This window comes from Erwinia persicina, assembly GCF_014838825.1.
GTDB lineage: Bacteria > Pseudomonadota > Gammaproteobacteria > Enterobacterales > Enterobacteriaceae > Erwinia > Erwinia persicina_A.
On record NZ_JACYMO010000001.1, the window covers coordinates 1 to 12,129 of the forward strand.

The 12,129-nt window shown below is 56.9% G+C and carries 12 protein-coding genes and 1 pseudogene; 5 read left to right on the plus strand and 8 right to left on the minus strand.

The window, feature by feature from the left end:
• A partial coding sequence (locus IFU29_RS00005; protein ID WP_191932104.1) for an integrase core domain-containing protein occupies nt 1–251 on the plus strand: 251 nt, incomplete at its 5' end.
• 29 nt (nt 252–280) lie between these two features.
• On the opposite strand, the pseudogene IFU29_RS00010 reads toward IFU29_RS00005, so the two are convergent.
• Nucleotides 281–442, minus strand: a pseudogene (locus tag IFU29_RS00010) (Arm DNA-binding domain-containing protein); the annotation flags it as partial.
• A 214-nt stretch (nt 443–656) separates the two neighbouring features.
• Nucleotides 657–1,748, minus strand: a complete 1,092-nt coding sequence (gene ychF, locus IFU29_RS00015) for a redox-regulated ATPase YchF (RefSeq protein ID WP_062743563.1) — start codon at nt 1,746–1,748, stop codon at nt 657–659.
• A 354-nt stretch (nt 1,749–2,102) separates the two neighbouring features.
• Between ychF and IFU29_RS00020 the strand changes: the two genes are divergently transcribed.
• On the plus strand, nt 2,103–3,584 hold the full coding sequence (locus IFU29_RS00020; RefSeq protein WP_191932105.1) for a SulP family inorganic anion transporter: 1,482 nt from the start codon (nt 2,103–2,105) through the stop codon (nt 3,582–3,584).
• Nucleotides 3,585–3,721: 137 nt separating this feature from the next.
• Nucleotides 3,722–4,393, plus strand: coding sequence for an EAL domain-containing protein (locus IFU29_RS00025; RefSeq protein ID WP_191932106.1), 672 nt, complete (start codon nt 3,722–3,724; stop codon nt 4,391–4,393).
• Nucleotides 4,394–4,431: 38 nt separating this feature from the next.
• Here IFU29_RS00025 and pth read toward each other — a convergent pair whose 3' ends face one another.
• Nucleotides 4,432–5,025: an aminoacyl-tRNA hydrolase gene (gene pth / locus IFU29_RS00030; RefSeq protein WP_191932107.1), complete on the minus strand. Its 594-nt coding sequence runs from the start codon at nt 5,023–5,025 to the stop codon at nt 4,432–4,434.
• Nucleotides 5,026–5,297: 272 nt separating this feature from the next.
• On the opposite strand from pth, the gene ychH reads away from it, so the two are divergent.
• Complete coding sequence (gene ychH / locus IFU29_RS00035) at nt 5,298–5,582, plus strand: stress-induced protein YchH (RefSeq protein ID WP_191932108.1); 285 nt, start codon at nt 5,298–5,300, stop codon at nt 5,580–5,582.
• A 44-nt stretch (nt 5,583–5,626) separates the two neighbouring features.
• Here the strand turns inward: ychH and IFU29_RS00040 are convergent, their stop codons facing one another.
• Both IFU29_RS00040 and IFU29_RS00045 read right to left on the minus strand, forming a co-directional pair.
• On the minus strand, nt 5,627–6,799 hold the full coding sequence (locus tag IFU29_RS00040) for a GGDEF domain-containing protein (protein WP_191932109.1): 1,173 nt from the start codon (nt 6,797–6,799) through the stop codon (nt 5,627–5,629).
• A gap of 89 nt (nt 6,800–6,888) precedes the next feature.
• Nucleotides 6,889–8,355, minus strand: a complete 1,467-nt coding sequence (locus IFU29_RS00045; RefSeq protein WP_191932110.1) for an MFS transporter — start codon at nt 8,353–8,355, stop codon at nt 6,889–6,891.
• A gap of 110 nt (nt 8,356–8,465) precedes the next feature.
• Between IFU29_RS00045 and IFU29_RS00050 the strand changes: the two genes are divergently transcribed.
• Nucleotides 8,466–9,356, plus strand: coding sequence for a LysR substrate-binding domain-containing protein (locus tag IFU29_RS00050; RefSeq protein WP_191933070.1), 891 nt, complete (start codon nt 8,466–8,468; stop codon nt 9,354–9,356).
• Nucleotides 9,357–9,434: 78 nt separating this feature from the next.
• Here IFU29_RS00050 and prs read toward each other — a convergent pair whose 3' ends face one another.
• From prs to lolB, 3 genes are all read right to left on the minus strand, one after another.
• Nucleotides 9,435–10,382, minus strand: a complete 948-nt coding sequence (prs, locus tag IFU29_RS00055) for a ribose-phosphate diphosphokinase (protein WP_085939527.1) — start codon at nt 10,380–10,382, stop codon at nt 9,435–9,437.
• A gap of 138 nt (nt 10,383–10,520) precedes the next feature.
• Nucleotides 10,521–11,384: a 4-(cytidine 5'-diphospho)-2-C-methyl-D-erythritol kinase gene (gene ispE, locus IFU29_RS00060; RefSeq protein WP_191932111.1), complete on the minus strand. Its 864-nt coding sequence runs from the start codon at nt 11,382–11,384 to the stop codon at nt 10,521–10,523.
• Complete coding sequence (lolB, locus tag IFU29_RS00065; protein WP_191933071.1) at nt 11,381–12,007, minus strand: lipoprotein insertase outer membrane protein LolB; 627 nt, start codon at nt 12,005–12,007, stop codon at nt 11,381–11,383. The genes ispE and lolB overlap by 4 nt, the downstream gene beginning before the upstream one ends.
• Nucleotides 12,008–12,129: the final 122 nt, after the last annotated feature.

Genomic DNA, 12,129 nt, shown 5'->3' on the forward strand with positions numbered 1-12,129 from the left:
GCTTAATCCAGCCGGGCAAGCCAACGCAGAACGGATTTATTGAGAGTTTTAACGGACGCTTTCGCGATGAATGCCTGAATGAACACTGGTTCAGTGACGTCAGTCATGCCAGGAAAACCATCAGTGAATGGCGTCAGGATTATAATGAGTGCCGCCCGCACTCCGCGCTGAATTATCAGACGCCGTCTGAATTTGCGGCGGCCTGGAGAAAGGGTAATTCTGATAGTGAAGGATCCGACATTACTAAGTGAGCGTTGTATCTAATCCTGGGGGCAGGTCACTCACCCAGCGCAAACATGCTGGATTTAACGTTGAGTTTAAACCGATAGCGCCATGCCTTTTTGCCATTGGGTTTCACTTCGAGGTAGAGACCGTTGAAATCATTAAGTCGATAGAGTTTTTCTTTCGGCTTGGCAGTGCGGCATAGTGTATCGTTGAGCATAACGGGGCCTTGTTTATTTATTATATCGTTATTGTACTCACTTAAAATGAAGATTGAAGAATGTTGTACTCATCCATGTACTCATTTTTAATTGCGTTTCTACGAAATTATTTGAGACGCTATGAAATGAAAAATCCACGCAATTGCGTGGATTTAAAAGGGCTTACTGAGTGTCATGAGATCCAATGAGAACTCATGAGACAACTCATTTTATTTAGACGTTAAACAGGAAGTTCATCACGTCGCCATCTTTGACCACGTAGTCTTTCCCTTCTGAACGCATTTTACCGGCTTCTTTCGCACCCTGTTCACCCTTGTAGGTGATGAAGTCATCAAAGGCGATGGTCTGAGCACGGATAAAGCCTTTTTCGAAGTCGGTGTGGATTTTACCGGCGGCCTGCGGGGCGGTAGCGCCGACCGGGATCGTCCATGCACGGACTTCTTTAACGCCTGCGGTAAAGTAAGTCTGCAGGTTCAGCAGGGCGTAACCGGCGCGGATCACGCGGTTCAGGCCCGGTTCTTCAATGCCCAGTTCCGCCATAAACTCTTCGCGGTCGCCATCTTCCAGCTCGGCAATATCAGACTCCACCGCCGCGCAGACCGGCACCACCACTGAGCCTTCTTTCTCGGCAATCGCGCGCACGATGTCCAGGTACGGGTTATTTTCAAAACCGTCTTCGTTCACGTTGGCGATATACATGGTAGGCTTCAGGGTCAGGAAGCTCAGGTAGCGGATAGCGGCTTTATCGTCATCACTCAGATCCAGCGCACGCAGCATCCCGGCTTTTTCCAGGTGCGGCAGACACTTCTCCAGGGCAACTTGTTCCGCTTTCGCATCTTTGTCGCCGCCTTTGGCTTTCTTCTGCACGCGCTGCAGGGCACGTTCACAGGTATCCAGGTCGGACAGTGCCAGTTCGGTATTGATGGTGTCAATATCATCAGCCGGGTCGACTTTATTATTCACATGAATAATATTATCGTTCTCGAAGCAGCGCACCACGTGGCCAATGGCTTCAGTTTCACGGATGTTGGTCAGGAACTGGTTACCCAGGCCTTCGCCTTTAGACGCGCCTTTCACCAGGCCGGCGATATCGACGAATTCCATGGTGGTGGGCAGAATGCGCTGCGGTTTAACAATTTCCGCCAGCTGATCGAGACGGGAGTCAGGCATGGGCACCACGCCAGTATTCGGCTCAATGGTACAGAACGGGAAGTTAGCTGCTTCGATGCCCGCTTTGGTTAACGCATTGAACAGGGTGGATTTCCCGACGTTTGGCAGGCCCACAATACCGCATTTGAATCCCATGTTTGAATCACCTTAATTTCTTGATAATCAACGCACTAATATGTGCCCTGATAGTGTCACAGACGGTTGTCTAAAAAGTTTCCGCGCATTATACACGTAATTTTAGCCTGGCGGCGGTTGATTTCCGGAAGCGGGGTGAAGTTATTCCTTGAGATCGTGCTCACATTTTCCCATACTGACGTGTCTTTACAGAAACCGGAGAACCCTGCAGATGCATCGCTTCCTGCTTACGCCACCTTAAGTCCTTCCCTCCAGCGCAACGCCTGTTGCCGCCACTCGTCACTCTGACGAGCCAGCTGTGCCCGTACTCTGTGGCGCAGAAAGTCGATCACATGAAAAAATTATGGAATGACCATGTTTAACCTGAGCAACTTCAGGGCGAGTCACGTTAAAAACGACGTGCTGGCCGGTGCCGTGGTGTCTGTCGCGCTGATCCCGGAAGCGACCGCCTTCTCTCTGCTGGCCGGGCTGTCGCCGACCATCGGTTTACATACCGCCTTTATCCTCGGGCTGGTGACGGCCTTCTTCGGCGGTAAACCCGGCATGATCTCCGGGGCGGCCGGGTCGATCATCGTGGTTCTGATCAGTCTGATAACCCAGCATGGCTATGAGTACGTGCTGCTGGCGACCATCCTGGCCGGGCTGATCCAGCTGTCCATCGGCGTACTGCGCCTCGGTAAGTTTATCCGGCTGGTGCCACAGCCAGCGATTTACGGTTTTGTTAACGGGCTGGCGATTGTCATCATGCTGGCGCAGTTCCCGATGATTAAGGGGCAGGGGCCGGTAATGTATGCGCTGGTGGCTCTGGCGATGCTGATTGTCTGGTGGTTCCCTAAGCTGACAAAAGCCATTCCGGGGTCGCTGGCCGCGCTAATTGCCGTCAGTGCGCTGGCCATAGGCCTGGGGCTGGATACGAAACGCGTGGGTGACCTGGCTGATATCGCCGGGACACTGCCGCAGTTCCATCTGCCTACGGCCCCCCTGACCTGGGAAACCCTGAAAATTGTGCTGCCTTACGCCGTGGTGATTGCACTGGTAGGCCTGATTGAGTCCCTTCTGACCCTCGCGGTACTTGATGAAATGGGCAGCAAGAAAGGCTCAGGTAACCAGGAGTGTGTGGCGCAGGGCATCGGCAACACCATTTGCGGATTCTTCGGCAGCTTCGCAGGGTGTGCGATGATCGGTCAGTCGATTATCAACTTTACCTCCGGCGGGCGCGGGCGCATCTCTAATCTGGTCGGGGCGCTGCTGCTGATCCTGTTTGTGATCAGCCTGTCGGACTATATTGCACTGCTGCCGGTAGCCGCGCTGGCCGGGATCATGTTTGTGGTGTGCATTAATACCTTTGAATGGAGCTCCCTGCGCCGCCTGAAGCGTATGCCAAAAGCCGATGCGGTGATCATGGTGGCGGTGACGCTGGTGACCATCTTTACCGATCTGGCGATGGCGGTGATCTGCGGGGTGATTATCTCGGCGCTGGTCTTCGCATGGCAGCATGCCCGCATTACCATCCTGGCGCAGTCAGAGCAGGAAGGGCAGAAGACCTATCAGCTGGAAGGGCCGCTGTTCTTTGGCTCCACCGCCAGCTTCCAGGAGCTGTTCCACCCGGAACTGGACCCGGAGAGCGTGGTAATTGATTTTGCCCGTACCCGCGTGATGGACTCCAGCGGCGTCGAAGCCATTGATAAACTGACGTTGCGCTATCTTGAAGCGGGGAAAACCCTGCGCCTGCGCCATCTGAGTGAGGATTGCATCAGCCTGTTACAGCAGGCCGGACCGTTCTGCAGCCACGAACTTGACGACCCTGATTATAAAGTTGCCAGCAACGATGCCTGAACCATAAAGCTACTGCCGGTCCTGCCGATAACTTAAAAATCGTCGTCTTACGACGGCGAAGGCAGAGTTAACTTCTATAGTTTATCTGTACGGCGATTTTATTCACTGGCAGGACGCCCGTTAACTGGCCCGGCAGCATGAAAAACGATTTCCTTTGTATTCCAGTCCATACGCTCAGTGGCGAATTAATCGCCATTGACCTCAGCTATCGGCCGCAGGCGGGGAGCCCGAACGGGCCGCCGGTAACCTCGCTGTCTCCCCAGAATCGGCTGCTCAATCAGCTGCTGATTGTCGAGGAGCACGGCGACTATTTTCGCCAACAGGGGCTGATGTGCAGCGTCGCTATCGATTTTCAGCTGGCCCGGGCGGTGACGGAGTCGTCATTTATTCAGCAGATCCTCAGCCAGCTGCCTTTCGTACGGCTGAAGCTGTCCGAAGACTTTCCTAACCTGCACGACGGAATGAACAATCCGCTGCTGCGGACCCTGATTGAACAGCTCAATATTTTGTGGCTGGATGACCTGGGGGCGGGGGATGCGAATCTGAACGCGCTGCAGTCCAACATGTTTGAAGCCGTGAAGCTCGACCGCCAGTTCTATCTGGAAAACGTCGATAAGCCGTTCTTTACCGTGCTGATTAATCACATCCGGGAATACACTAACCGGGTGATTGTCGGGGGCGTGGCGGGGGACGGGCAGCTGGATTTACTGCGTAAAAGCAAGGTCTGGGGGATAGAGGGCTATTTCAGCCCCTCTCTGACGCTGGAGTGCCTGGAAAGCCAGGATCACCGCCGTTGTGAACACCACTGATCGCGGGCCGGGCCCGCAGCGGCGCTGTCGGTGACCGGCTAAGGCAGGGCGGCTTTGAAACTGTGCAGGCGATTCATCGCCTTCAGGCGATCTTCTTTTAGCCACACTTCGGTACAGCGTGCCGCTTCATCAATCGCGTTATCAATCAGCGTCTGTTCTGCCGCCTGGGGTTTACCCAGCACAAAACCCACCACTTTATTTCGATCGCCGGGATGGCCGATGCCAATGCGCAGACGATGGAACTCCTGGCTGTTACCCAGCTTGCTGATAATATCTTTCAGTCCGTTATGACCGCCGTGGCCGCCACCCAGCTTAAATTTCGCCACGCCGGGGTTGAGATCCAGCTCGTCATGAGCCACGAGGATTTCTTCCGGGGCGATGCGGTAAAAGGTCGCCATGGCGGCGACGGCTTTACCGCTCAGGTTCATAAAGGTGGTGGGTACCAGCAGGCGCACATCCTCACCGCCCAAGTTTAAACGCGCGGTGTAGCCGTAAAATTTGCTCTCTTCTTTTAATGACTGATTATGACGTTCAGCCAGCAGGTCAACATACCAGGCACCGGCGTTATGGCGTGTGGCGGCGTATTCAGCGCCGGGGTTGGCAAGGCCAACAATCAGTTTGATGCTGCTCACGAGTGGATTTTCCTGAAGCGTGCGGGGTGAAAACAGCTAGTTTACTGAAGCGGCCGCGATAACTCAAAGATCTGCCACTGTTGTGATGAAAATCACAATAATACAGTAGCGTGATAATACGTTTTCTATATAAAAATAGCCGTTTAGACGTAAAGTTTTGTCAAAGTATTAGCGATAAATGTGATCGCTCACTCATCAGTACCGCTAAAGTTTGCCTAGACTGTCTGCATCTGGCAACGGAGTTGCCTTTCTATACTGACTGGAGGTGCGCAATGAAACGTAGACATTCACATATGATGGGCAATGCCCTGATGGTATTCGGTCTGGTGGTGATGATTGGCGGTGTCGGTTACTCGGTGCTTAATCAGATGCCGCAGCTCAACTTGCCGCAGTTTATGGTTCATGGTGCCATCTTTAGCATCTTTATTGGCGCGCTGCTGTGGCTGGTCGGGGCCAGAATCAGCGGTCGGGAAAAAATTGCTGACCGTTACTACTGGATACGTCACTGCGGTGACAAACGCTGTCGTCACGGCGGCGGCCATCAGCCTCACCGTTGATTCCCTCTGTGCCAGTCTCCATCCGACCGGGGACTGGTAGCCTCTTATCCAGCCAGAAAACGTCCCTCCAGACCGCTTAAAGTCTCACCAAACGTTTTCACCTGATTCCTTCCTGCTGCCTTCGCCTGATACAGTGCCTCGTCGGCTGCCGTCATCAGATTTTCAATGTTCTCACGTTCCGGGCTGCAGCTAGCCACCCCAATGCTGACGCTGTATCGGACGTTCTCCGGGCAGGAGTGCTCCACCGCCTGGCGAATGCGCTCCGCCACCTGCACGCACTCTTCTTCGGAACACATCACCACGGCGGCAAACTCTTCGCCCCCCAGGCGGGCAAAATAGCTGTCAGGCGGCAGCTGTCCGGCCACCTGACGACAGAAGTCCGTCAGTACCCGGTCGCCCTGTGAGTGACCGAACCGGTCGTTGATGGTTTTAAAATGATCAAGGTCGAACAGCATCACTGCCAGCGGCTGCTGGCTGCAGCGCCCGCTGGTGGCCAGCTGGCGCGTTTTTTCGAACAGGGCACGGCGGTTCCACACGCCGGTCAGAGGGTCAAGCAGCGAAGCCTGGCGATAGACAATCTGCGTGCGCTCATTGACCATCGCCATCATTGTAAAGCTCAGGCCAATCACCACCAGAATAGACTCCAGAATCACATAGACCGAGAAGGTCGAACCGCCGATCGCGCCGTGCAGCGGGCTGGGGATACCGCCGTCCAGCAGCGCCCGCGTCACGTTAAATGTCAGATGAATGCCCAGCAGCAGCTGCGCAGGCCACCAGGTGACCGGCAGCAGGGACCGCGCACGTTGTAGCTCATAAATCATCGCTGAGGTGAAGAGCATGCACAGCAGGGCGCTTAACAGGATGCGCGACGACAGGGAATAATAGAAGCCCGGAAGCAGGCACAGCCCGGCCCACAGCGTCAGACTCATGATCCACAGCCAGCTGAAGCGTGCGCCACGCAGCGCCCGGAACGCATTCAGCTGAAGTCCGTAAGCGCAAAGGATCAGCAGATTACCCACCACGATGGGCAGAAACATCATGCCGGAGCTGCGCAGGCTGCTCAGGCCGACCGCCACAATACTTAACAGCAGCGAGAGGCAGTTAAACCCCAGAACCCGGTTGTACTGCGCTCCGCGCCAGGCGAAGACCATGATAATGCCGAGAAAAGCCAGCACATACAGTTCGCAGACAAACAGCGTGTAGACGTCAAGACGCATTCTAGGATTATTCCTGGGTGAGCAATGACAGCAAAATATCACTAAAAAATACTCACCAACAGGGGGCGCTGAAGCGTTCCAGTAAAAAATTAATCATTACCAGAAAGCTCTGGACGTGCAGGCAACAGGCAGCGCCAGATTGCTACAGCACACAGCAGGGTGAGGGCCATCAGCACCCACAGCAGCTGCTGAAAAGCCTGCTCGGCCAGCGGCAGAAGCGACAGCCCGGAAAGATGGTAGCTGGCCAGCAGGCGCGCGCTTTCCGGCGATCCGCCCCGCGCGGCCAGCTGATGTATGAGCAGCTGGCTGAACAGCATACTGACGCTGGCCAGCGCCACGCCTTCGCCTGCCACCCGCACCGTGCTGAAAATCCCGGTCGCCATCCCGGCGCGCTCTGGCGGGACTACGCTGACCGACAGATTATCCATCAGCCCCCAGGGCAGACCGCTGCCGATCCCGGTGAGCAGCATGGCCAGCAGCGTCAGCGGCAGCGAACTGTGCGGGGTGACCAGGGAGAGCAGGCCAATGCCGGCAGCGGCCATAACCAGCCCCGCGCAGCAGAGGGTGCCGGGCGGGATGCGCCGGGACAGAATGACGGCCAGTGACGGCATGACCAGCATCGGCAGGGAGAGGGGCAGCATCAGCAGGCCCGTGGTCAGTGCATCAACGCCGTAATACCCCATAAAGCGCAGCGGCAGCAGCACCAGCAGGACAACAAAACAGTAGCAGGTGGCCACCGGTAGCAGCTGGATCCCGACAAAACGACCATAGCGAAACAGGCTGAGATCCAGCATGGGTCGGGCGCTGCGGCGTTCAATACCGATAAACAGCAGGCCTGCGGCCAGGGAGGCAAACAGTAACGCGGGGGCCAGCGACCCGCGGCTGTCGTCAGCCAGCTGCAACATCCCCCAGGTAAACAGCGTCAGCGTGGCGCTGAAGGTAATAATACCGGGCCAGTCCGGTGCAGCGGCAGCGGGGTCCCGCGACTCTGGCAGGGCACGGAGGCCGGTAACGAGAGCCAGCACGCCGAACAGGGCGCAGCAGAGGAAGACGCTGTGCCAGCCCGCCAGCGCCATCAGGCTACCCGCGATCACTGGCCCGGCGGCCAGGCCCGTGCCAAAGCTGGTGCCCAGCAGGCTGAAGGCCCGTGCCCGTTCTTCGCCGTCAAACGCACTGGCCAGCGCCGCAGCACCGCCGGCCAGTGCCGCCGCTGCGGCGGCCCCCTGCAGCGCTCTTATCACGTCCAGCCAGACGAGCGAGGGCACCCAGCTGCTCATCAGCGACAGCAGCGTAAAGAAGCTGACGCCGCTGATAAACAGCCGCTTGCGGCCGTAGCGGTCGGCCAGGCTGCCTGCCGCCATCAGCAGGCTGCCAAAGCTGAGCAGGAAGGCATTGGTGATCCAGCTGAGTGCCAGAGGCGATGCCCCCGGCTGCAGGGCCATAGCCGGGGTGGCAATGACCCCGGCCGAAAAGCTCAGGGGCAGCATCAGCGCGGCACTGCATACCGCCAGCAGACTCAGGCGGCCACGTGGTGACGACAGTGTCAGGTAACTCATCTTGCATACTCCACTTTATTCAGACAGGTAAGCAGGATAAATTGGCAGTATCCGTCGATAAACAGGCCAGATGGCCGCAGATAAAGGACAAAAAGTCTCTGATGAGCAGTGTGGAGAGTCTGAGTGGTCTGAATGCGTTTGTGAAAGCCGCGCAGCTGGGCAGCTTTGTGGCAGCCGCCGAACGGCTGGGCGTGTCGCCGTCGGCGATTGGCAAAAGCGTCGCCCGGCTGGAGGCCGGTCTCGGCGTCAGCCTGTTTAACCGCAGCACGCGCAGCCTGAGTCTGACTGAGGAGGGACAGCTGTTTTTTGAGCGCAGCCAGCGCATTGTGGCCGAACTGGAAGAGGCGGAGCAGGAGCTGTCGAAGCTGATGGCCGCACCCCGTGGCCGGCTGCGTCTCAGCTTGCCGGCGACAGGCTATCACCTGCTGCTGCCGCTGCTGCCCGGCTTTACCCGGCAGTATCCCGAAATCGAGCTGGATCTTGATTTTAATGACCGGCTGGTCGACGTGATCGGCGAGGGTTATGACGCAGTGCTGCGCAGCGGGGACTTTGCTGATTCCCGGCTGAAGGCGCGCAGGATGGGGGGATTTCGTTTTCGCGTTGTCGGGTCGCCCGGCTATTTACGTCAGCGCGGCACCCCGCGCGTTCCCGCCGATCTCGCGCAGCACACCTGCCTGCTGTATCGCTTTTCCGGCAATGGTCAGATCCAGCCGTGGCAGTTTGACGGTGGCAAAGGGCAGCCGCAGACGCCGTCCGGGCCGCTGGTTTTCAATAATCTGGAAGCGAAAATTTCTGCTGCCCGGCGCGGGCTGGGGCTGATTTACGTGCCGGATTTTGCCATTGCAGACGCCCTGCAGCGTGGCGAACTGTGCAGCGTGCTGGACGACTCTATCCGGGCGGGAGGGCAGTTTTCACTGCTGTGGCCGGGAAATCGCCATCTTTTACCCAAGCTGCGGGTGCTGATCGATTACCTGGCAGAGCATATTGCACTGAGTCAATAAAAAGGGGACAGGCGTGAGCCTGTCCCCTTTTATGCAGCCTGACCTGACGGGCCAGAGGCCAGCCCGGTCACGCCGTGATTAGTGCTCAAACATCGCAGAAATCGATTCTTCGTTACTGATACGACGGATCGCTTCAGCCAGCATGCCTGACAGGGTCAGGGTACGCACGTTTGGCAGCGCTTTAATCTCTTCCGGCAGCGGGATGGTATCGCAGACCACGACTTCATCAATCACTGAGTTACGCAGATTTTCAACTGCGTTACCTGAGAAGATCGGGTGAGTCGCATAGGCGAACACGCGTTTAGCGCCACGCTCTTTCAGCGCTTCCGCTGCTTTGCACAGGGTGCCACCGGTATCGATCATATCGTCAACCAGCACACAGTCACGGCCGGCAACATCACCGATGATATGCATCACCTGAGATACGTTGGCACGCGGACGGCGCTTATCGATAATGGCCATATCGGTGTCGTTCAGCAGTTTCGCGATAGCGCGGGCACGAACCACGCCGCCGATGTCCGGGGAAACCACAATCGGGTTCACCAGGCCAATCTGCAGCATATCTTCAAGCAGGATCGGGCTACCAAATACGTTATCAACCGGGACATCAAAGAAGCCCTGAATCTGTTCTGCGTGGAGATCCACGGTCAGAACGCGGTCAACACCGACGCTGGACAGGAAGTCAGCAACGACCTTCGCGGTGATAGGCACACGGGCAGAGCGCACGCGGCGGTCCTGACGTGCATAGCCAAAGTAAGGAATAACGGCAGTGATACGACCCGCAGAGGCACGGCGCAGGGCGTCAACCATCACAACCAGTTCCATCAGGTTGTCATTGGTGGGGGCACAGGTGGACTGGATGATGAAAATATCACCACCGCGTACATTTTCGTTAATTTGTACGCTCACTTCACCATCGCTGAAACGACCGACGGCGGCGTCGCCCAGGCTGGTGTAAAGGCGGTTGGCAATACGTTGTGCTAGTTCGGGGGTGGCGTTACCAGCAAAAAGCTTCATATCAGGCACGAGAGGAACCTCAGGCTTTGCGTCCAGAGAATGAAATATCGTTAGCGGCACTGGGCGGAATACCGCTTACGGTTTCATACGGGTGTGTGTCATATAGAGCAGCTGTGCAGCGTCCGGAACAGGAGTGACACTGTCACATCAACTCATTTGCCCAGAAAGTCTGCGGTGCAGCGGCGAGATATTAACACCTCGCGCAACAAACCCCTGCAGATTTTTCGGGGCCAGCTCAAGCACCTGGCGTGCGGCGTACTCGGTGTCGAATTCAGCAAACACGCAAGCACCCGTTCCAGTCAGGCGCGACGGCGCGTATTCTAGCAGCCAGGAAACAAGCTGTTCAACCTCGCGAAAACGATTTCTTACTACTGCCTCACAATCATTGCGGAAATTGCTCGCTAATAAGGCGCTGATTTCGCGTTTCGGCGTATTTCTGCTCAGGTCGGGATCGTTAAACACCAGCGGGGTGGCGACGCTGACGCCCGGGTGCATCACCAGATACCACTTTTCCGCCGGGGAAACGGGGGTGAGCTGTTCGCCAACGCCTTCGGCAAAGGCGGAAAAACCCTGCACAAAAACCGGGACGTCCGCACCCAGCTGCAGGCCAAAGTCTGCCAGCTGTTGAAAACTGAAGCCGGTTTGCCACAGGTGGTTGAGCGCTACCAGCACCGTGGCCGCATTGGAGGAACCACCGCCGAGGCCACCGCCCATGGGTAAGCGCTTCTCAACGGCCAGCGTGGCTCCCGCCGTTACCGGCAGCACACCCTGCGCCCGGGCCTGGGTGCGCAGCAGTTCTGCCGCCCGCACAATCAGGTTCTGCGCATCGGGCACGCCGTCGACCGGGGTCATCAGCTGTAGTTCGCCACTGTCATTGGCTTCAATCGTCAGCGTATCGCCGTAATCCAGAAACTGAAACAGGGTCTGCAGGTCGTGATAGCCGTCAGGGCGACGGCCGGTGATGTAGAGAAAAAGGTTCAGCTTTGCCGGGGCAGGCCAGGTTGTGATCATTTTACGGTCCAGCTGTCCATCTTCAGTTTGATGCGCTGGTCGCCTTCGCGCAGTTCAAGATTTGACGGCAGCTGCGGCGTTTGCTGGCTGTCGTAGCCCTGATAGGTCACTTTCCACTGTTTACCGTCCTGGCTGTAGTTCACTTCACGCAGGCGGTACTGGTCATCCAGGGTGTAATCCTTCGCATCGCCCGGCAGGCCGAGGATCCACTGACGCAGGTTATCCAGTGGAATGCTCATGCCGGTGAGCTGAGAGATCATCTTCGCCGCGTCGTTGCTGACATAACGTTTGCCTTTGTTATCGACAATCTGTGCCACCTGACCCTGCTGATCGAGCTGCAGCTCGGTGCTGCCCAGCGGATTGGTCAGCAGCAGGCGGTAGCGGTCTGGGGCAGTCTGCTGCCAGTTAAAACGGGCGTAAACTTTCTGCCGGTCAGAGAGGTAGGCAAAGGCACCGCGGGTCTGATACTGCGTGATTTTTTCCACGGCCTGCTGGTGTTCACGCCACTGGGGTGATGTCGGGCTCTGCCCGGGTTTCTGTGCAGATTCCGGCGTGACACAGCCAGCCAGTACCACGGCAGCAAGGGGAAGAAGCCGCAGCAGGCGGCGATTCGGCATTAACAACATCAGGTCAGCTCCTCAGACTCAGTTCGGCATACATGCCGTCATCAACCGACCACGCTAACCAGCTAAAACGGCCGCGTCAATGTGCAAATTGTCTCATTTGATCGACAAGAGGTATATCT